The following is a 21590-nucleotide window of genomic DNA, read 5'->3' as shown; positions in this document are numbered from 1 at the left end:
TCTTGACTTGATTCCCTAAGATACAAAAAATTAGGGAGACGGGCAAGTTCTGACTTCGCGAAGTTAGGACTTGCCCGATTTTTTTTGCAGACACAAAAAAGGCCATCTCATTTTGAGACAGCCTCTTTTTTGTTTTTCTTTATAATGGTGGTTTTTATCTATGATTATTGGCTTTTAATGGCATAATTGTACCATATTTGTACCGTACCTTAATGGTAGATAATGTGACGCTTAAAAAAATATAGTCTGAGAATCAAGGATATACACAAGTAATTTTCCCTTGTCAATATCGAAAGCGAATATTGGGATAGGTTTTTCTATTCATTATTCCTAAAATATATTTAATTCGCTTATTTGTACCATATTTGTACCGCAACAAATTAGTAGGTAATGTGCAATAAATAATTATTAAATACTTAAATAGCAGCAAGTTATAAGTTTCTTATATTTTCTCATCAAAGAATTGCTGAAATAAAGTCATATTGTTCTCTAAATCCTAATCAAATATTACGCATTTTATAGCTTAATAGCTTCATGTATGCACCTGGTATCTCTTTGTTGTTTATTGATTTTATCTGTAATTATTTATATTCAATTAGATTCGATGCAATCTCCATCTTAATTTGTTTTAATCTGTTATTGTAAACGACTAAAACAGCATTTTATACTAATATTATGTAATATTTCTACAAAAGTGATTATTATAATTCATTTTATAAGGCTTTATTTCTATCTTTGTGTCATATAATAGATAAATTCAACGAATATGATAGCAGAATTCACCATTGAAAATTTTTTCTCAATAAAGTCCTCACAAAAGTTAAGCTTTGAACCTTCATCAGACACTTTTATGTCTGACGAATATTCATATGAAGTTAAGGATGGGATAAGATTGTTGAAATTGGGCATCATCTACGGTGCCAACGCTTCAGGCAAAACCAATATCTTGAATGCTGTGGAATTTTTCAGAATGCTCGTTCTTAGAATGCCCAAAGACCGAAATGAAAAAACCGGGGTCATTCCTTTTATGCTAGATGACACATCAAGAAATGAAAGGACAAAAATGTCCATGGTATTCTATATTAATAAATCGAAGTATATCCTTACTTTTGAATTAGACGCAAAATATATCTATTCGGAGACATTGATTGTTTACGATTCTATTCGTCCTACCAAATTGTATAGCCGTAGTTATGATGCAACTACAGATTCTACCACAATAGATTTCGGTGTAAATCTGAAAATGCCACGGAAGAGTCAGGATGTGATTTCCGGCAACACTATCAATAATTGCAGTGTGCTTGCTGCATTTGGTAAGAGTAATGTAGAACGCACTAAGTTGAACGATGTATATGATTACTTTGCCAAACAGGTTAAAGACGTATTGGCTCCCGGTATGCTGCTTTCGGGATATGTAAAATCACGATTGGATAAAGATGAAACAGGCGATTTGAAGAAGTTTATTTTGAACTTTTTGAAAGCATCCGATTTCAACATAGAAGATGTCGTATTGCATGAAGAGGAAGAATTGATTACTCCTGAATTGGAGCAATTGATTCAAAGTGCTCCAATTGATAATGAGGCAAAAGCTGAAATGCTTAGAAAAGGAAAAATCACAAATACAGAATTGACATTCAGGCATAAGGTTGGCGACAAACTATACGATTTGTCTGAAGAATACGAATCCAATGGTACAATGAGATTTTTGGGAATGGCAGTAATTCTGAATTTCTTGTTGAAGACCAACCGGTTTGTGCTTATTGACGAAGTTGAAACAAGCATCCACTATGAACTGCTGGCTTATTTTATAAAAGTCTTTTTAGCGAACAGTGAAGGAACATCCCAAATGTTGTTGACAACGCACGACATCAATCTTCTCAACGAAGATTTCATTCGACGTGATACGATATGGTTTACGGATAAAGACGAATATGGCGAAACTAAAATAGTACGTCTTTCATCTTTAGGTCTGCACAAGAATCTTTCCCCGTATAATGCTTACAAACAGGGTAAATTAGTTAAGCTTCCGTTTCTTGGCAGTCAATACATTAACCTAAACGACTAATGATATGAGGCGAACAGTGACGAAAAGTATCGCCATTATAGGCGAAGGAGAAACCGAGTGGTTCTATTTTGATTCATTGAGGGTTGCGTGTCGTTATCCTTTCAAGGTTGCGCCTGATTTTCCACAGCATAGCGATATCAATCATATTCTAAAACTTGTAGAATCTTATTTGAACAAGCAATATGACTTTATCGTATGCCTTTTTGATATGGACAGGCTGTATCAATATCCTTCCGAAATGCAACTATACCAACGAGCAAAGAAAGAGTATAACAAGAAGAAATATGCCGGAAAGGTTATGTTCGTAGAAACGAATCCTTGCACGGAATTCTGGTTTCTGCTCCACTTCTTGCCTAATGTGGTTTGTCGGCGATATGAGAGTTATGAGCAACTGCTTCCCGAATTGCAGAAATATATGCCGGGGTATGAAAAGACAAAACGATATTTCATACGCACCAACCTCTATAAATACTTAACAGAGAATGGAGATTTGGAACGGGCAATGTCAAATTCAGAGAAACTGTGCCAACTTTGTCAAAAATCACCAGAAGATTTGAAGGCATATTCAGAAATACATAAAGTGATAAAATTACTAAATATATTAGGTTCAATGTGAATAATCAAACATTTATAGGCAATAAGCATATGGAATTAACATACAGTAGATTTTTTAAGGTAAAGCACAGGGATTTCCTTCAAAAAGGAGTATATAATGCTTTTTTGGATCAAGACTCCTTACTTCATATAGACCCACTTCTTCTTAAAGGAAGTGAGATACCTGAGTTTACGAATGCATATACAGAGTTCTTCAATTACTTTAGATTATTTATTCCTCTAGTGAAGGCTTCAAAAGCAGATAATCTTCATGATCCATTCTTTAAAAAAATGGTAAATAGATTCACCTTCAAAGAAATTCCAAATACAGGATTGGGATTTTCGAAAGGTAATACAAAAGGAAGAGGTATTAGTGGTGCCCTTTCCATACAACTCGCCCATAGTGCATACACCATCATAAACGCAGGTCTTGAAGATCCAGAAATATTTGGTTTAATGCAATTAATAGAGGATAATATGGCAGCTGATAGAATCAGTGATATGACTATTGCCATCCTGCAAAAGCATTTCTTAGAGTATACACAAAGGATTGCACAAGAAATGGGGCTAACAACTCACCCCTACACATTTGAATACGGGCTTGTATTTCAAGTTCCTTATTACAAGGGAAAACCAATTCATTTTATTCCAGAATCATTTTTGGCAGACCTTCCTGTAGCTCATGATTTTGAAGATATAGATTCTGTATGTAATTATAATAATCGACTAAAAAGAAAAATTGCAGAACTAATAGGGATTAATTGGTCTGATTATAAGAACTATAAAAAGGAAGATTGGAAAAATCTTATTGTAGGTAATAAGGATTGCTATGAAGCAGCAATTAGCTTTTATAAAAACCTCAATGCGGTTCCATATGATTTTGTTACAGATAATAAAAATCAGTATAAATATATATTACTCCAAGAACTCTTAGACGAAATTCCATTCCAAAAACCAACCGAGTATGCGAACGAAGATGAAGAGGTTTACAAGCTAACGTTGGCGATGTGTTATCAGTTCAAACATTTAGTTGAGCACAATAGACTTTCTGAGTTATTCTATCGAAATAATCGGACTCCAGATGAAACAGACTGGCAACTCCTATTATATACTGTAGCGGATACATACAAAATCGCAGGTAATCTAGACTTGGCTATAACACGTGAAGATAATCCTGGTGTAGGTGAGATTGATTTTCATATAACGAAAGGTTCAAAGGCTAATACTGTTATTGAAATTAAACGCTCAACTAACGAGAACCTTATTCACGGCTATCGTACTCAGTTGCCTGCCTACATGAAAGCAGAACGAGCAAAGACTGGCATTTTTATGATAATTATGGAAAAGAACAACATTGAAGAAATTAAGCAGAAAATTACAGAAGTTCAAAAGGATATGTTGGATAATGCTGAATACATACCTGAGATTATTTACATCAATGGTATGAAACAATATTCTGCAAGCAATAGAAACTACAAATTTCCAGAATTTACTTAAAATATGAAAAAACAAACAAGAGAATTATTTGATAAGTTAAGACAAAATCTTCCAACGCCACAAGAGAAGATCTGTGAGTTTACATTTTATGATCCTATAGGCATACAAATCAATGAAGCTCTCGAGAATCTAAATATTCTTGAAGTAGACTTACATGATGTAATCATGAAGAATGTTTTCAAAGGTATCGATTATTATTCCATTGTAGGATTGGTACCAATGTGGGTTCGTAATGATGGGCATAGTCAAGAGGGATGTCTTTCTAAAGAAGATTTTGAGACACTTGTGCAAGCAAATGACAATGAACTCACTCATAGGCTTCTGTATTATTATGATTGCGAAATGTTGATGTCTTCTTTTCAAAATAGAACATCTGTATTAGTTAGGCTGATAAATAAAATATATGAAATTCTAACGCCTAATTTATCCCGTGATATTAAAGAGTATGGTGATGTGGCTTTCGGAATAAGTACACAGGGTATTGATGTTTATACATATCTCAATTCACTTATTATAACCCTTGCTTCAAGTTTTGATATCATAACTAAGATAGCCTACGAATTGCAAGAAATGTCTAATGTGAATTTCTTGTCTTATCCTAATATGAAAAGTGCAAACATTACGTATGGTAAACGCAAGTGGCTTGGTGATAATTTAATGGTAGAGAATACACTATTTGCAAAAAAGGAAGCTGTATGTATTCGAACTATTGAGAGTTTACGTGATGAAATAATCCATAATGGCTCGCTTGATTTTCATTATGCCCTTTATCATGGATTGATTAATGATAATATTGAGCAATGGATCTTTTTCCCTGATTTAAATGAAAGTGGAACTTTAAAGAATATAAAAGCACGTAAAAAATTCTATCCTGATTGTACTCGTACATTTAACGTGGTACTTCCTCCACTTTTATTTGAGGTTATAAGGTGCTTGGAAAAGACTTTACATGTACTAATTTCAACTTTTGAGTGTCCTTATAATGATGATAAACAAAGTTTTATGAATTTTAGGAAAGAAATATCGGGATGGTATGGGAAGAACTTTTCTGACAGTAAAACTATTGAGTCAAAAGATTTATAATCAAAATTCCAGTATTAAAGTGTGTTTTAAATGTGCAAAACATATCGAAATAGAAGATCTTACAAAGAATTACAGAGGCAATCTATTAACATAACTGCGTCATTTTGCTATACTAACCAAATATAAACTGTAGTACATAATTAATCAAATAGATTTTATGGCCATATTATCATTTCAAGAAAAACAATTAATAGAAAAAGTTTTTGGCATGGGAAGTGGATACGTCCTAAATTTTTCTAACCGAGAATTTGAAGAGTTCATGAAAGATGTAGTATCGTACAACATATATCAAAAATATCCAGGATTATCAAAAGCAAAAATGTTGCGACGATTTATAGAAGACGAATCAGATGTATATGTTGGCAAAATGATAATTTTGCTTATTAACTATATGAAAAATAATTCTTTATGCGGAAATATTTCCCAAGAAGATATTAGCAGACTGTATGAATTTGGAAGAATAAAATTGGGTAAGGAAAGTCATAAGAGAACACAAACTTCTCAAAAAGATAGGTATAGGATAGACTTTGAGTCCCTAAAAAAATCATTACTGGATATTGAAAAGAAGCAGACCCAACAACAAAAAGGATACGCTTTTGAAAATTATTTAAAAGAGCTATTTGATGTTTTTGGTTTGGATGCAAGACCTTCTTATCGTACAACAAACGACCAAATAGACGGAAGCTTTCTCTTAAATGGCAATACGATTCTTATTGAAGCAAAATACAGAACAACAGAAATATCCAAAGATGATTTATTATTGTTTTCAAACAAAGTTAAAGCAAAATCTCCCTTTACAAAAGGAGTATTTATAACTTTATCCAACCCTTCCAATAAAACATTGGAGTATTTTTACGATAAGTCTTCAAGAATTATTCTTTTTACGGTTGAAGAACTTTACTTATTATGTGAAAATAAAGTTTCGCTTATTGATATCTTAAATGGAAAATTCCGTTATTTTGGAAGAAACAGGATATATATATCGCCATATCATGAATCTGTTATAAAGTATACGAGTAATTATACTGGATACCCTATAACAAATTCATGTTTAATTAAAATTTAAGTTTCGGTAAAATGTTTATTATGTCCATTGTTTGGTTAGAAAGGATGATGGCTGACAAAAGCAAGTCGAGAATATATCGGGGTTGATTGTGTTCGCTTCATATATGCATCTTATAAGCCTTTGTTATATATTGATCTTTATATGTAATTATTTAATGTTCATTTAGTTATTGTGTGTCTTTACATTTTAAACAGTGGATTGAGTATTTTTACAATACAATGTATTGTTCATGGTTAATATTTATTCATGAGTTTTGAACAGTAACAATATCATGAACATAAAACAGTAGTCAAAGTAATTTGGTGATTATTAGGAAAAATAGATTTAAAATTTAGCTTGTATACTCAGTAATGATCTTAGAATAATAAAAACTGTAAACCTGTATTATCCGAATTGCGACGGATGGGGATTTATGCAATAAAAAGCTTAGCCTGATTAGAAAGGCTGAATGATGAAACTGAGATAAAAGAGTTTTGTTTATAACATAAAAAGGGATATACGATATAGAGAAAACAGTTGAATGTTTTGTCAGACATAAAATAATGTATTAAATTTGTAGCAACATGCTTACCCCGCTTCCCGTAAGAACAGCGCGCTCAGGGTGAGCTTTTTATTTTTATATATCCATGATAACTGAAACGAATAAGAATCTTATCCCAAACATATCATATTTTTACAGACCAGATAAACCTGCTCAAACAAAGAGGAATGATTTTTGATGATGAACCAAAGGCATTACAATTGTTGCAGAATAGGTTGTTGGTATCCTCTTTGGGCTGATAAAAAGCAACATATTTTCAAACTGTGTAACACATTTGGGACAGCCTATATAAACTCATCTTTATCATTTCTTATTGCTATCATAAAGAGATAATCATTTCCAATAAAAAACAAAAGATTTTTATCTCTCAATAATTAGTAATAATCTTCTTGTAAAAAGATAAGTACCAAATAACTGCAAAGAATGAAGAACAAGTGAAAACAAATGAAAGGAATTTATCACATAATCAAACTAGGTTAATTGTTTATCGTTGTTTATGAAACATGTTTTATCTTCACAAAAAAGATAGTTAGGCTAAGAGGTCATTTATTTATGGGTAAAAATAATGTGTTGACATAAATAAAACAAAATAACAACAATAGCTTCCTCTGATTAAATATTTGATATTCAATTATTTAAATCGTTTTTGTACCAGTTTTTATTCTTATTGATATTTATGAAATAAGATTACCATATTTGTACCATGACTTATACAAATATCTGATTATCAGTTAGTAGTACATTAGAGGAAGGAAAGTAATATTGTTACATTGCTTGTCCGGACCTTTCTCTGACGTGTTGGTCGCCGAAAGTGTCCGGACAAGTTTTTTTGTACGGATAAGCGGAGATAATGTGCCGGAACGGCGCAGGAAGATGATTGCAAAAGTTTTCTGAATATGCTTGTCGGCGTGGTTTTATTGGTTTGCGTTGCTGATTAATAAAACCGCGCCGTGGAGTGATAAAATCGGATAGCGGATTAAGGTAGCTTTCAGTTTCTTTATTCTTTTGTCTGCTGTTCGCTGCACTTATCCGTAACCGCCTCTTGCAGAATGTTTCTGCGGACTGCAGACACGGCGCATTTTTCTTTGATGAAGCGGTTTTCTTCCGGGGCTGCGGCTTATTCGGCTGCTTCCCTGACGCATACGGACGGTCGTCCTGCCGATAATTGCGGAAAAATGCTTACCTTTGCAATTCATTTGTAGTAAATTAAGTTCAAAGAAAATACAGCGTATATGATTTCAGTAGATGGATTGACCGTCGAATTCGGCGGGACTACCCTGTTCAGTGATATTAGTTTTCAGATCAATGAAAAGGACCGTATTGCCCTGATGGGAAAAAACGGGGCCGGTAAATCGACCCTTTTGAAAATATTGGCCGGTGTGCGTCAGCCTACCCGCGGAAAGGTTACGGCCCCGAAGGACTGTGTGATTGCATACCTTCCTCAGCACCTGATGACGGAAGACGGCCGGACGGTATTCGAGGAGGCCTCTCAGGCATTCTCGCACCTGCGCGAGATGGAGGCAGAGATTGAGCGTATGAATCAGGAACTGACTGTCCGTACCGATTATGAGAGCGATTCTTACATGGAGCTGATTGAGAAGGTGGCCGCCATGAGCGAGAAGTTCTATGCCATTGACATGACGCATTTTGAGGAAGACGTGGAGAAGGCCTTGCTGGGTCTGGGATTCATGCGTGAGGATTTTAACCGTCCTACGAGCGACTTTAGCGGGGGATGGCGCATGCGTATCGAACTGGCGAAGCTGTTGCTGCAGAATCCGGATGTGCTCTTGCTCGACGAGCCGACCAACCACCTGGATATCGAATCAATACAGTGGCTCGAAGACTTCCTGGTGAGCAGTGCCAAGGCGGTAATCGTCATCAGTCACGACCGTAAGTTTGTGGATAATATTACTACGCGTACCATTGAGGTGACCATGGGACGTATCTATGACTATAAGGTGAACTACTCTCAGTACCTGGTGTTGCGCAAGGAACGCAGGGAGCAGCAGATGAAGCAGTATGAGGAGCAGCAGAAGATGATTCAGGAGACGAAGGACTTCATCGAGCGCTTCAAGGGAACCTACAGTAAGACGCTGCAGGTGCAGAGCCGTGTGAAGATGCTGGAGAAACTGGAACTGATAGAGGTGGACGAGGAGGATACGTCGGCATTGCGGTTGAAGTTCCCGCCTTCTCCCCGCAGCGGCAGCTATCCGGTGATTATGGATAATGTGGGTAAAACGTATGGCGACCATGTGGTGTTCCGGAATGCCAGTCTGACCATCGAGCGGGGCGACAAGGTGGCCTTTGTGGGAAAGAACGGTGAGGGTAAGTCTACGCTGGTGAAGTGTATCATGAACGAGATACCGCACGAGGGTACGCTGACACTGGGACACAATGTGCAGATCGGGTATTTTGCACAGAACCAGGCGTCGCTGCTGGATGAGAATCAGACGGTCTTTCAGACGATTGACGATGTGGCGAAGGGGGAAATCCGCAACAAGATTCGGGATTTGCTCGGTGCCTTCATGTTCGGCGGTCCGGAAGAATCGATGAAGAAGGTCAAGGTGCTTTCGGGAGGAGAACGGACGCGTCTGGCCATGATCAAACTGTTGCTGGAGCCTGTCAACCTGCTGATTCTGGATGAGCCGACCAATCACCTGGACATGAAGACAAAGGATATTCTGAAGCAGGCGTTGATGGATTTTGACGGTACACTGATTGTGGTTTCGCACGACCGTGACTTCCTGGACGGACTGGTGACCAAGGTGTATGAGTTTGGCAACCAGCGGGTGAAGGAGCATCTTTGCGGTATCTATGAATTCCTGGAAACCAAGAAGATGGAAAGTCTGCGGGAACTGGAGAAGAAGAACTGAGATGGTGGTTTGTCGCAGATCAGGAGCGGCAGACGGGAATGAAATAAGGAAATTGTTTCCAATATAAAGGCGACCGGCCGGATTTTCAATTCAATCACATTGAAAATCCGGCCGGCCGCCTTTTGGGGGAGATATTGCTGCCCCGTTGTCTTATGCCTTGGGCAGGGTTGGGGAACTCTCGGGAGTAGCCTTGCTTTCGATGATGAAGAGCAGTTTGTCGCCTTTGTGCAGTTCCATCTGTCCGTTGGGGATGAGGAACTGGTCGCCCCGCTTCACGAGCATGACCAGTGTGCCCTTGGGGATATTCATGTCCGCCAGTCGGTTGCCGTGAAGGAGGTGTTCGTCGGTGAGGGTGAGGTCGCGCAACTGCGAGTCAATCTCCTCGGGCAGTTCAACTCCGAATTCATTGCCTGTCTTTTCCTCCGGAAGGTCGAGGTGCAGCCATCGGGCCACCCGGGAAATGGTCATTCCCTGTACGATGAGGGAAAGCAGGGTGATGAAGAATACGATATTGAACAGCTGCTGCGATCCCGGAATCTCTGCAATCACCGGATAGGTGGCAAAGATAATCGGTACAGCTCCTCGCAGTCCCACCCATGAAATGAAAAGGCGGGCCTTGTGGCTGACCTGCTTGAAGGGAAGCAGGCAGGCAAATACGCTGACCGGGCGGGCGATGAGAATCATGAACGTGGCAATCAGCAGGGCCGGACCGATGACGTCAAGCATTTCGTGCGGGTTGACCAGCAGTCCCAGGGTAAGGAACATGATGATCTGGAAAAGCCAGGTCAGTCCGTCCATGAAGGTGGAGGTCTCTTTCCGGAAGGCCAGACGGGCGTTTCCGGTAACCACTCCGGCAATGTACACCGCCAGGTATCCGTTGCCTTTCAGTATGTCGGTCAGGGTAAAGGTGATGAATACGATACTTAAAAGTAAAATCGGATAGAGGGAGGCGTTGGAAAGGTTGATGCGGTTGATCAGCCAGACAGCAAACTTTCCGGCGATGTATCCCAGGGCACCGCCTATCAGGAACTGGATGCCCAGGTCCTTTCCGATGACAGCCAGGTCGAGGCTGCTGCCGCTGCTGATGACCTGTATCAGGACGATGGTCAGCATGTAGGCCATCGGGTCGTTACTTCCGCTTTCAAGTTCCAGCATCGGGCGCAGGTTTTCTTTCAGGTTCATGCGCTGCGAACGCAACAGGTTGAATACGGAGGCCGAGTCGGTGGAAGACATGGTAGCTGCCAGCAGCAGGGAGGCCATCAGGGTCAGTTCAATGTTTGCCGGAGTATATCCAGACAGGTAGAAAATGAAGAGTCCGGTGAGCAGGGTGGTCAGTATCACTCCCACGGTGGAGAGCAGGATACCCTGTTTCAGTACGGGCTTGATGTCTGAAAAGCGGGTGCCCATACCGCCGGTAAACAGGATGATGCTCAGGGCAATCATACCAACGAACTGTGCGTCCTGGGCACTGTTGAACTGAATACCCAGTCCGTCGCTGCCGAAGAGCATGCCGACCAGGAGGAAAAGCAATAAGGTAGGGATACCAAAGCGGTATCCGGTCTTGCTGATAAGGATGCTGCTGAAAATCAGTATTGATCCAACGAGTAAAATGTTTTCTGCGGTAATCATTTGCTAACGGTTGTTTTTTGTTTCATCTTTATTAAGTACAACAAAACTCAGTCTGCAAATGTTTGAATTTTTTATGAGAAACCATTGGCTTCAATTGCTTTTTCTTTAAAAAAAATCTATTTTTGTCATAAAATCACAAACGTGAAAAGTTATGGGCCTTATGATAAAACCTCAATTTTCCCTCTCTCTTTTACTGGTATTGGTATTTTCTGCTTGTGCGACTCCGAACGTAATTGTGGATGTAATGAAAAAATATCCTCCGCAGCCGGTCGATTCGGTGAAGGTGTTTCATGCCGACGACTGGATCCCTAATTCGGCTGAGAATCTGGGACGTGTACTGGTGCTGGATGGAAGGATTTCTACTGACTTCGAGCAGGCGGTCGGCCTGGCCCGGGAGCGTACGGCGAGTGTGGGAGGAAACGGAGTGATTGTGTCGATGCATGAGGACTGTGTGCTGGGAAATACGACCTGTCCTTCGGTGGCAGGGCAGATGCTGTATCTGAAGGACATGAAAATCGATACGCTGGCATATAATCCGGTGATGGAGGCTCTCAAGGAGGCAGAGTTCCGGCACGAGGATTTAAGGAGGCGGATTGCCGTTCCGCGTCATACCTTCTATGTACAGGTGGGATATACCTGGTGCATCAACGAACTGTATTCGGGGGCGGACCGCTTGAATCCGTGGGGAATGTCGGAATGGAAGATGGCTTATAATTATGCGACCCGGAGCGGTTGGGGAGTAGGAGGAGTGTATGCTTTCCTTCACCGTCAGGATTCCCGCTATGATATCCAGCTGGATATTCATACGCTGCTGCCGACTTTTTCGTATACCCTGCGTCATGACAAATGGATGTTCCAGGCAGCGGCGGGTGCCGGTGTGGGATGGGTACATCAGAATGAGTTTCAGAACTGCCGCCTGGTGGTCTATACTGACTTGAGAATCGGGTACATGATTACGTCCCGCTGGGGAGTCAACCTGGGAACGGGGGCATTCTCATTCTATAATTGCGGAGGCAAAATCCGGGATTTCCAGAATGTAGGTCTGGAAGGCGGAGTGCAGTTCTATTTTTAGGAACCTCCGGTCATTTTCCTTGCAGCAGGGTGCGCAGGTTGTTCAGCAGGTCTTCGAACGAGCGGCAGGTATGCGGTTCCTTTCCGCGGTACAGGAGTATCCGGTCGGACTGCTGCACGTCTATCCATAGGGCATTTTCGTCTGCAGGCATGTCTTCGGCATTGATGCACAATATCTGATGGCGGTTCAGGGCATTTTGTGTCCAGTGGCGGAGGGTCTCGTCCGTACTCTTCAGATACACCGTATACGTTCCTTTGATGACGGGGGCATAGCCTCCGTGCATGAGGTCGAACAGGATGTTCCGTCCGGGGAAGAGAGTATCCATCTTTCCCGAAAGTACCATGTCTTCGGTCATTCCGGTCTGCAGTCCCTCTTTAGCCGAAAGCAGCCAGAGCCGGTCAGCCAGTACCAGTGCCTGTTCGATGTCGTGGGTAGAAAGCAGGATGGCTTTCTGCTGCTCGACTGCCAGCCGGTGCAACAGTGTCATGATCTCAATCCGGCTCACCACATCCAGAAAGGCCGTTGGCTCATCCAGTAAGATCAACGGGCATTCCTGTACCAGTGCCTTGGCTATCATGGCCTTTTGTCTCTCTCCGTCAGACAGTTCTGCCGTATATCGCTTCGCTTTATGGATGATTCCCGTCGCTTCCATGGCTTCTTGAATCAGGCGGCGGTCATGCGAAGTGAGTTGTCCGAAAAAACCGGTATGCGGCTGCCTTCCCAGTCCCACCACCTCTTCCACCGTCAGTCCCCCGGCCTGTGTACGGTCGGTCAGCACAATGCCGATTTGCCGCGAACGTGCCCTTTCGGAGTAAGAAGAAAGCGGCTTTCCCTGCAAAAGCAGTTCCCCTTCCAGCGGGGCCTGTGTGCCCGACAAGGTACGCAGCAAGGTGGATTTTCCGGAACCGTTTTCTCCCAGCAGACAAGTCAGCTCTCCTTTTTTCAGGCTGAAATTCAGGTGCCGGTGTACGGGATTCCGTTTCTTTCCCTGACCGTATCCGATGGTCAGGTTCTTTCCTTCCAAGACAGTATCGGTGTGCAGCATATATCAGTTGAAATATTGTATTTTACGCTGGTTGATAATCACATATAAGATGATGGGAGCTCCGATGACCGGAGTGACTGCGTTGAGCGGGATGATGCCGCTTTTTCCGGGCAACACGCAGATCAGGTTGCACAGAAGGGCAATGGCACTTCCCGACAGCATGGTGAAGGGCATCAGCAGGTTGTGGTTGGAACTGCCGGTAGCCAGTCGGGCGATGTGCGGAACCGCCAGTCCGATGAAGGAAACCGGTCCGCAGAATGCAGTGGTCACCGCCGTGAGCAGTCCGGTAGCGAAAAGCAGCCAGGCACGCACCTGCCGGATATTGATACCCAGGTTCTCGGCATACCGCTCTCCCAGGAGCAAGGCGTTCAGGGGCTTGATCAGCAGGGCAGCAATGAGCAGTCCGACTCCTGCCAGCAGACAGAAGTAAGGCAGTTGCGCGAGGGAGACCCCTCCGAAATTGCCGAGTCCCCACATGACGAAGGCATGTACCTCCTCCGAGTTGGAGAAGAAATTCAACAGGGTGATGGCCGATGAGGTGACATAGCCGATCATGATACCCATGATGAGTAGCATGATGTGGTTGCGTATCAGGGTCGACAGCAACAGGATGATTCCCATAATCAGACAGGCACCCAGAAAGGCTCCTGCCACTACGGAGAGGAATCCCGAGAGGACAAAGGCTCCGGTAGCAATGCTGCTTCCCAGCAGGAGGATGACGATGGCTACTCCCAGACTGGCACCGGAACTGATACCCAGGATGGAGGAGTCGGCCAGCGGATTGTGAAATACCGTCTGCAGCATCAGTCCGGAAGCGGCAAGGGCTGCACCGCTGACCAGCGCCGTGATGCACTGGGGAACGCGTGATTCCCATACGATGTAGGTCCAGCTGCTTTTTTCCACTTCGTGTCCGGTCAGTATGTCGATGATGGCCGAAGAAGGAATGTCCACGGAACCCAGACAAAGATTGGCAGCCACGAGCAGCAGGATGAGGACTGTCAATGCAGTACAGAGAATAGGGGTACGGTAGGGTAGCACGGTCTTATTCGGTTAAAGGAGTGAAATATCGGGGGTGATAATCTTTCAGCATTTCCGGATGGAATATCTTGACCATGTCTTTCAATACCCTTTCCGGATGGAAGGGAGACTCTTCGTAATAGGGCACATACTTGGTATTGCATCCATAAATCTTTCTTTCCTTAAATGCCTTGAACAGGGCATAGGGAGCGTATTCCCGTTCCAGTTCCGTATAAGTCTTGTCGCGCTGCTGGTTGTATTTGATTAGCCAGAAATCGGCCTTTTCTCCACGGTCGAACACTGTTTCGAAGGCCATGGGAACGGAACCGGTCTGAGGAGTGTGCGAAAAGATATAGTCGGCTCCTGCATCGGCAAAGAGTCCGGCAGGCACGCTCTTTCCTCCGGCTACGTACCAGGTATTTCCCATCTTCAGTTCGCTGATGACGGTCGGGCGGGAAGCGGCTGACAAAGCCATCCGGCTGATATTCTGGTATTCCTTTTCGATTTCAGAGAAAATGGAATCGGCTCTTTCTTCCTGACCGAAAAGCATTCCGAAGAAACGGATCCATTCGGCACGTCCCAATGCCGATGTTTCCATGTAGTCCGCACATTCAATCAGCGGTATCTGCAGTTTTTCAATCCGTCCGTACCCCGAGTTGTTATTATAGGGCGACAGCAGTATGGCATCCGGAGAGAGGGAGATGATCTTTTCTATGTCGGGATTCATGCTGCTTCCGGCATCGGTCAGTGCTCCTTTCCGGTATTTTTCCTGGATAAAAGGGAGGGAGATGTACGAGAGGTCGCATACTCCGTGTATGGCATCGGCTGCCTGCAGTTCTTCCATTACACTGCAGTGTACGGAGGAGTAGACCAGGGTTTTCTGGAGAGGAACCGGGACGACAGTGCCTTCCGGGAGATGGGCCGGCTGCGGCTTGTCGCGTGAGGTCAGCAGGTAGGTCTGTAGTACCTGACCGGATTTCCAGGGATTCGAAAGAGTGACCCGGGTATATTCCGGATATCTGACAACTTGCAGGAGTGCTGCATACTTGAACTGCAGGGTGTCTCCCTGCAAACCTGAAACAGCCTTACTTCCTCCGCCACAGGCAGATAAAAGCAAGACTGTCAAGAGTACTATATGGGCAGATAGTATGTACTTTTTCATGTGTATCAATCAATTTTTGTCCGAAATTTCCATGGATTTCGGCTGAGGTGAATATGCATCACCGGTAGACAAGAGGAAACGGGATTCTCCTTGTCCGGAACGGGATTAATCAATGTGTAATTGCTTCGAAATGCATATTCTTATCATCTTTCCTCGAGAAAACAAGAAATCAAACGAGTCTTGCAGGTCTTCTGACTTGTTCCGGAATTGCGATGCCTTCCCGCTTTATCAAAAAACAGTGGCTTAGGTAGTGGGCAATTCTTTTGTATGGAACTTACAGCAGCGGGACTGTCCGGGATTCTCACCCGGTTCCCTTTTGCATCCCTGTTGCTTCGCCAGCGGAAATAACAGGAAACAAAACTCAAGGGCAAATATACATAATTTCTTTTTAATGAAAAGTTTTTTGCGCCTTTTTTAATCATCTCTTTTGTATGGAAATGATCCGGGTGACGTGAATGCCTGCAGCGGGCATCTTAGAATACGGCATATCCGATGGCACCGCATAGGATAATCAGCAGGATGGGGTTGACCTTGAAGCGCCAGGAAGCGATGAATACTCCCAGGAAAATCAGGATACTGATGATCATCTGTTCGTTGCCCGTTCCGAAGTTCTCCTGATTCATCAGAACCAGTGCGGCAGCTGCCAGCAGACCGACTACCCCCGGGCGAAGTCCGTTGAATATGGATACTACAGCGGGATGCTTCTGGTATTTCAGGAAGAAACGGCTGATGAGTACCATGAGGATGAACGAGGGGAGAACCACTGATACTGTGGCAATGATTGAGCCCAGCACTCCGACAGCGTGAGAATATCCGGCTTCGATTACGGCCTGATAACCGACATAGGTGGCCGAATTGATTCCGATCGGACCGGGGGTCATCTGACTGATGGCGATAATATCCGTAAACTCAGAAGACGAGAGCCAGTTGTGCCGGGTAACGACCTCGCCCTGAATCATGGACAGCATCGCATATCCTCCTCCGAATCCGAAGAGTCCGATCTTGAAAAATGTATAGAATAATTGTAAGAAAATCATAGCGTCTTATGTTTTTTGTTTTGATAGCGTCCGTACAGGTATCCTCCCAGTCCGCTGAGTATGATGACATAGATGGGGGAGAAGTCGAGCAGCCAGATGAGCAGTGCGGAAACCACCGGAATCCACAGGTTGTAGCGGTTGATTCGGGCCGACTGGGCCATCTTGAAGGTAGGGGCTGCAATCAGGGCCACCACTGCCGGACGTATTCCTTTGAAAATACTTTCTACTGCCGGCAGGTGCTTGAATTGCTGGAAGAACAGGGCAATGAGCAGGATGATGGCAAACGAAGGCAGGATAGTGCCTGTCGCCATCCAGAAGGCTCCCCAGAATTTTCGTATCTTGTAGCCGATAAATATGGCAATATTTACGGCGAATATTCCGGGAACAGTCTGTGCCAGGGCCATGAGGTCCAGGAAATCTTCTTTGCTGATCCATTTCTTCCGGTCCACAATCTCGGCCTCTATCAGCGGAATCATGGCATAGCCTCCTCCGATGGTGAACAGACCGATCTTGGCAAATATCAGAAATGCTTTTAAATAAAACATAGTCAATAAATAGTATATTAATATCCAAATAACGTTACGCCTGACTGCCGGTTTCTGCTGTGTCCGACGGCTGCTGTTTCATGTACACACTTGGCGGTACCCCATAGAACTTCTTGAAGGTATCCGTGAAGTATTTCGGATCGGCAAAGCCCATCATGTCGGATACTTCCGAAACAGAATACCTCTTGCTCTTCAGCAGGGTGGCAGCTTCCTGCATCTTTATCTTACGGATAAAGTCGGCCGGTGCCATACCGGTCAGCACTTTGATCTTGTTGTAGAAGCTGGTACGGCTCATGTGCATGCCGCTGCACAGGATGTCTACATTCAGTTCCTTGCCCAGACCTTCCTTGACGAGCTGGGTTACCTTCATCATGAACTCATCGTCCAGGTTGGACAGCATGGACAGTTCCTGAGGCTCTTCCTTCTCGGAAGGAGGCACTACCTGCTGGAACCTCTTTCTGATCAGTTCACGGTTCTCAAGGATATTGCTGATGTTGGCCTTCAGTACCATCAGGTCGAAAGGCTTGACAATATACATGTCCGCCTTGCTTTCCAGCCCTTTCAGGATTTCCGTACGTTCTCCCAGAGCCGTCAGCAAGATAATCGGAATGTGACTCGTTTCAATGTCGTTCTTCAATATGCGGCACATCTCCTCACCGTTCATGAGCGGCATCATGATGTCCGAGATAATCAGGTCGGGCTGCTGTTCCTTCACTTTTGCAATACCTTCCTGACCGTTTTCAGCTTCTGCTATCCGGTATTGGTTCTGCAGACTCTGTTTCAGGAAAGAACGCAGGTTGTCATTGTCTTCCACTATCAGAATCAGCGGAGCATTCTCATCGGCCTGCTCCTGTGTTTCCGGCTGTCGTGGATAATTCGGCAATTCCCAGTTGTCTTGAATCAATACCGATGCTTTCAGTGCCTGGTCGGTATTTTTTTCCTCGTTATACTGGTAGTGCTTGCTGTGTATCGGGAAACTTAAATGGAAAGAGGTTCCTATGTTTTCCGTGCTGTCGAAAGTGATTTTACCCATATGCTTTTTGATCAGCTGGTAAGTGAGCAGCATACCTACTCCCGAACCGATAATCAGCTGGTTCGTGGCGTTTTTGCCCCGGAACAGGAACTTGAACAGCTTCTTCTGGTCTTCCTTGGGGATGCCGATACCCGTATCCGTAATGACAATGTGCCAGCGTGTCTTGGTATGGCTGGTCTGTACTTTCACGCTTCCTCCCTTCGGCGTATATTTCAGTGCATTGCTCAGCAGGTTACGCAAGATGGAATTGATCTTGTTGCAGTCAATCCATACCTCCAGCTGGTCAAAATTACTTTGGTATTCCATCTCAATGCCTTTCTGAACGGCATAGTTCTTGAACTGCAGCAGGTACTTTTCCAGATAAGCATTGAGTTCCTGCTTGGTCACATTGACGTTGGAACTGTAAAGCTCTTCCTTCTGGAAGTTCATCAGGTTATTGGCCAGTTCAGACAGGTTGTCCGTATTCTGCATGGCCAGGTTCAGGTTTTTCATGCCTTGTTCCGACAACTGCTCGTTTTTCATGATTTCTCCCAGCGGAGCCTTGATCAGAGTCAGCGGAGTACGGATGTCGTGGGCCGTATGCATGAAGAAATTGATTTTCTCTTTCGATACCTTTCTGTCCTTGCGGATCATCTGGTAGCGCAACAATGCATAGGTCATTCCGATAAGCAGTCCGGCATAGATCAGGAAGGCACCGAAAGAAAACCAGAACGGAGTATCGACTGTAACTACGAGACTTCTCTCCTCCAGTATCTGGTGATTTTCCTTCAGGATGGCACGTACCCGCAGGGTATAGGTTCCCGGTGAAAGGTTGGTATAGCGGATGATACCGATTTCAGAGGGACGGTTCCACTGGTTGTAGAAGCCATCCAGTTTCCAGCTGTACAGGATGTTGGACGGATTGTCAAAATTAATGGCCGAGACATTCAGCAAAAAAGAATTCTGGTCGTAATCCAGTTCGATGGAAGAAGTCTCGTCGAGCCGTTTGGTCAGCGGCGATCCCTTTTCCCCCGGCAATACATTATGGTACATGATGGACAAGTTCGAGAAAATCATCCGGCAAGAGAAGTCTCTCGGCAGTTTGATGCTGTCGGGGATAATGATGACTCCTTCATTGCTTCCGAAAATCAATTGGTTGTCATGCGTGTGTACGACGGCCTTGGAGTTGAAGTTTGATGCCATCAGCCCCTGCTCCTTGGTCCAGTTGGTAAAATGGTTTTCCTTCAGGTTGAAGAACGAAAGCCCATTTTCAGTTCCCAGATATAAATTATTGTTCCTGTCGTGTACGATACTGTAAATGTTGTTGCTTATCAGTTCACAGTTGTCCGTATGATAGTGAGTCGTTTTTCCACTTTCCTTGTCGAACACGAACAGTCCGTTCCCATAGGCACCGAAATAGGTCTTCGATTCTCCCTGTGGGGCATAAATCATATTTATACTTCCTACTTCCGTTTCGAACGGCTCTATTCTGGAATCTTTCTTGTGGAAGATATAGATACCATTAATCGTGCCCACCCACAGAGAAGTACTGTCTTTCTGTGCGATGTCCGTAATCGGATAGCCGATGTTGTATTCTGTCGTTGTCTGAGTTTTCGGGTCATACGCCTTCAGACGATAAAATCCTCCGCTCCATATCAGTCCTTCACTGTCTTTGAAGATTGCCCGGATATACTTGTCCGGGCCTTCTTTGCTGGGATGCTTCTGCTGGAAGAACTTCGTTTCCTTCGTCTTTTTATTGATCATGTATATTCCCGACATGTATCCGCCGGCCAGGATGAATCCCGGGTGACTTTCACATAAGGCAATAAAAATCGAACTTTTCGTCGCCGGGTCAGTTTTCGTAGCCGCAAAATAGTTGTTCCACTGCTTCGTACGTATGTTATAATGGCTGACTCCGTTGCTGGTTGCATACCATAAATCCCCGTCCGAATCCTCGATGATTCCGTTGATACGGTTGTTTACCAATGAGTTATGATTGTTCGGAGAATGCGTAAGCCACTGATATGCCGGATATCTTTCCGAATAGATAGTGATACCGATCGGATAAATCACGTTCCAGATACGGTTGGCAGAATCCATGTAAATATCCTTGATGATGCTGCCGTTCATTTTATTCAAGCTATGCGTATCCTCCTTCAGAAAATGAACGAGATGATTGTTCCGTGTATTCAGTTTATACACACCGTCACCGTCCGTAGCGATGAACACCTCGTCCGGGTTCAGGTTGTTGGGAATAATGGCATTGACTCCGATATCGGTCAGTGTACCTCCCATATCCATAATTTCCTTTGTCTGACAGTCGTAAAGGAAGAGGTTGTTCAGCAACGTATTTATGATCAGTTTTTTGGAACGGTTATGATAATAGATATAATCGATAAAGTGGCTGAATCCCAATTCAATCTTTGTGATGTTCCGCAGCTGGTAATTGTCCAGAGTAGCGGCAAAGAGTCCCTTGTGCGAGGACAGATAGAATCGGTTGTCCTCTCCCTGGGTGATGCTGGTAATCATTCCCATGGAGCAGGCAGGAAACTTGTAGTGTGTCTGGCTTTTACCGTCATAAATATAAATTGTTCCCTGTGTACAGAACCAGAAGTGGTTGTTCCGGTCCATGTAGACACAGTTTACCGGTGTCTGCTTCACCTCCGGATACACCTCACCCAGATCGAACATCAGCTGGAAAGTATCCTTCAGCTCGTCATACCGGAAGATATAACCGTCCTTGCCCATTTCCCAGATGGTGAACTCATCGTCAGTCCGCAGGTAGTTCAGATTAGGATACAGGTTGATGGAAGTGCCGTCCTTGAGAAGCGGGTAGTGTGTAAATTCTTTGCCGTTATAGCGGTCCACTCCCTTATGTGTCAGAATCCACATATATCCTTGCTTGTCCTGGCGGATGGACAATACTCTTCGGGAACTTAATCCATTGTCAGTTCCGATGTATTCAAAAATTTGTGCATGGAGTCCGAATAAGGTGAAAAGACTGAGAAGTATATAGCAAAAGATCGTTTTCATTTTAGTAGATATATTGACGGCTTTATTTGTTGTAAGTTCGCAAATATCGTGAAAAATGACGGGCTTTCAAAACCTTTAGTGATTTATTTTCTTTTATGAGAGGCAAAAAATAAATGATTTATGTAAATAGCCTGGCTTTTTTCGACTGACTTTTAAATCTTCCCGTAAAAACTGCAACCGGCTTATCGAAACCACAGCTTGTGGTAAATAAATAAAAAATCAGGACAGGATTTATGGGGAAGAGTGAAGTGAAAAACAAACGGAGACTACCCCCTGAAGGGATAGCCTCCGTATTATTATCAGTTTCAGCTTTTCTGTT

14 protein-coding genes and 1 riboswitch are annotated in these 21590 nt (G+C 43.4%); of the genes, 7 read left to right on the top strand and 7 right to left on the bottom strand.

From position 1 onward, the window contains the following. Nucleotides 1-766 precede the first annotated feature (766 nt). The 6 genes from H3001_RS12510 to H3001_RS12485 all read left to right on the top strand — a co-directional run bounded on the left by H3001_RS12510 (nucleotide 767) and on the right by H3001_RS12485 (nucleotide 9719). Nucleotides 767-2065 carry an AAA family ATPase gene (locus H3001_RS12510; RefSeq protein WP_181215126.1) on the top strand — a complete coding sequence of 433 codons (1299 nt, stop codon included), beginning with the start codon at nucleotides 767-769 and terminating at the stop codon, nucleotides 2063-2065. Nucleotides 2066-2069: 4 nt separating this feature from the next. Next, a complete protein-coding gene (locus tag H3001_RS12505; RefSeq protein WP_181215125.1) occupies nucleotides 2070-2681 on the top strand; it encodes an RloB family protein in 612 nt (203 codons plus the stop codon). A gap of 29 nt (nucleotides 2682-2710) precedes the next feature. After that, the gene (locus H3001_RS12500; RefSeq protein ID WP_246368586.1) at nucleotides 2711-4156 is read left to right on the top strand and encodes a hypothetical protein; all 1446 of its coding nucleotides are present in this window, start codon (nucleotides 2711-2713) and stop codon (nucleotides 4154-4156) included. Nucleotides 4157-4159: 3 nt separating this feature from the next. Further along, complete coding sequence (locus H3001_RS12495) at nucleotides 4160-5239, top strand: hypothetical protein (RefSeq protein WP_181215124.1); 1080 nt, start codon at nucleotides 4160-4162, stop codon at nucleotides 5237-5239. Nucleotides 5240-5396: 157 nt separating this feature from the next. Beyond that, nucleotides 5397-6305, top strand: coding sequence for a restriction endonuclease (locus H3001_RS12490; RefSeq protein ID WP_181215123.1), 909 nt, complete (start codon nucleotides 5397-5399; stop codon nucleotides 6303-6305). 1773 nt (nucleotides 6306-8078) lie between these two features. After that, the gene (locus H3001_RS12485; RefSeq protein WP_181215122.1) at nucleotides 8079-9719 is read left to right on the top strand and encodes an ABC-F family ATP-binding cassette domain-containing protein; all 1641 of its coding nucleotides are present in this window, start codon (nucleotides 8079-8081) and stop codon (nucleotides 9717-9719) included. Nucleotides 9720-9869: 150 nt separating this feature from the next. Here the strand turns inward: H3001_RS12485 and H3001_RS12480 are convergent, their stop codons facing one another. Beyond that, on the bottom strand, nucleotides 9870-11348 hold the full coding sequence (locus H3001_RS12480; protein ID WP_181215121.1) for a potassium/proton antiporter: 1479 nt from the start codon (nucleotides 11346-11348) through the stop codon (nucleotides 9870-9872). A gap of 160 nt (nucleotides 11349-11508) precedes the next feature. Here H3001_RS12480 and H3001_RS12475 point away from each other — a divergent pair, with 160 nt between their 5' ends. Then, on the top strand, nucleotides 11509-12420 hold the full coding sequence (locus H3001_RS12475; RefSeq protein ID WP_178244080.1) for a hypothetical protein: 912 nt from the start codon (nucleotides 11509-11511) through the stop codon (nucleotides 12418-12420). A 10-nt stretch (nucleotides 12421-12430) separates the two neighbouring features. On the opposite strand, the gene H3001_RS12470 is transcribed toward H3001_RS12475, so the two are convergent. From H3001_RS12470 to H3001_RS12445, 6 genes are all read right to left on the bottom strand, one after another. After that, nucleotides 12431-13462: an ABC transporter ATP-binding protein gene (locus H3001_RS12470; protein WP_394367809.1), complete on the bottom strand. Its 1032-nt coding sequence runs from the start codon at nucleotides 13460-13462 to the stop codon at nucleotides 12431-12433. Between the two features lie 6 nt (nucleotides 13463-13468). Further along, nucleotides 13469-14503 carry an iron ABC transporter permease gene (locus tag H3001_RS12465; RefSeq protein WP_317170774.1) on the bottom strand — a complete coding sequence of 345 codons (1035 nt, stop codon included), beginning with the start codon at nucleotides 14501-14503 and terminating at the stop codon, nucleotides 13469-13471. Nucleotides 14504-14507: 4 nt separating this feature from the next. Then, nucleotides 14508-15644 (bottom strand): ABC transporter substrate-binding protein, encoded by a 1137-nt coding sequence (locus tag H3001_RS12460; protein ID WP_181215120.1) that lies wholly within the window; start codon nucleotides 15642-15644, stop codon nucleotides 14508-14510. 164 nt (nucleotides 15645-15808) lie between these two features. Continuing rightward, nucleotides 15809-16019, bottom strand: a riboswitch (cobalamin riboswitch). 98 nt (nucleotides 16020-16117) lie between these two features. Next, entirely contained in the window at nucleotides 16118-16681 is a 564-nt protein-coding gene (locus H3001_RS12455) for a chromate transporter (protein WP_181215119.1), read from the bottom strand. After that, nucleotides 16678-17226, bottom strand: a complete 549-nt coding sequence (locus H3001_RS12450) for a chromate transporter (RefSeq protein WP_178244076.1) — start codon at nucleotides 17224-17226, stop codon at nucleotides 16678-16680. The genes H3001_RS12455 and H3001_RS12450 overlap by 4 nt, the downstream gene beginning before the upstream one ends. 34 nt (nucleotides 17227-17260) lie before the next feature. Then, complete coding sequence (locus tag H3001_RS12445) at nucleotides 17261-21271, bottom strand: hybrid sensor histidine kinase/response regulator transcription factor (protein ID WP_181215118.1); 4011 nt, start codon at nucleotides 21269-21271, stop codon at nucleotides 17261-17263. Nucleotides 21272-21590: the final 319 nt, after the last annotated feature.

This window comes from Phocaeicola faecicola, from assembly GCF_013618865.1.
Classification (GTDB): Bacteria; Bacteroidota; Bacteroidia; order Bacteroidales; family Bacteroidaceae; genus Phocaeicola; species Phocaeicola faecicola.
This window is presented reverse-complemented; position numbering and strand designations above follow the sequence as displayed.

What these genes read in the sequence shown, in the direction of transcription:
- H3001_RS12510 (WP_181215126.1), top strand. Translation starts at nt 767, where the DNA reads ATGATAGCAGAATTCACCATTGAAAATTTTTTCTCAATAAAGTCCTCA.
- H3001_RS12505 (WP_181215125.1), top strand. Translation starts at nt 2,070, where the DNA reads ATGAGGCGAACAGTGACGAAAAGTATCGCCATTATAGGCGAAGGAGAA.
- H3001_RS12500 (WP_246368586.1), top strand. Translation starts at nt 2,711, where the DNA reads ATGGAATTAACATACAGTAGATTTTTTAAGGTAAAGCACAGGGATTTC.
- H3001_RS12495 (WP_181215124.1), top strand. Translation starts at nt 4,160, where the DNA reads ATGAAAAAACAAACAAGAGAATTATTTGATAAGTTAAGACAAAATCTT.
- H3001_RS12490 (WP_181215123.1), top strand. Translation starts at nt 5,397, where the DNA reads ATGGCCATATTATCATTTCAAGAAAAACAATTAATAGAAAAAGTTTTT.
- H3001_RS12485 (WP_181215122.1), top strand. Translation starts at nt 8,079, where the DNA reads ATGATTTCAGTAGATGGATTGACCGTCGAATTCGGCGGGACTACCCTG.
- H3001_RS12480 (WP_181215121.1), bottom strand. Translation starts at nt 11,348, where the DNA reads ATGATTACCGCAGAAAACATTTTACTCGTTGGATCAATACTGATTTTC.
- H3001_RS12475 (WP_178244080.1), top strand. Translation starts at nt 11,509, where the DNA reads ATGATAAAACCTCAATTTTCCCTCTCTCTTTTACTGGTATTGGTATTT.
- H3001_RS12460 (WP_181215120.1), bottom strand. Translation starts at nt 15,644, where the DNA reads ATGAAAAAGTACATACTATCTGCCCATATAGTACTCTTGACAGTCTTG.
- H3001_RS12455 (WP_181215119.1), bottom strand. Translation starts at nt 16,681, where the DNA reads ATGATTTTCTTACAATTATTCTATACATTTTTCAAGATCGGACTCTTC.
- H3001_RS12450 (WP_178244076.1), bottom strand. Translation starts at nt 17,226, where the DNA reads ATGTTTTATTTAAAAGCATTTCTGATATTTGCCAAGATCGGTCTGTTC.
- H3001_RS12445 (WP_181215118.1), bottom strand. Translation starts at nt 21,271, where the DNA reads ATGAAAACGATCTTTTGCTATATACTTCTCAGTCTTTTCACCTTATTC.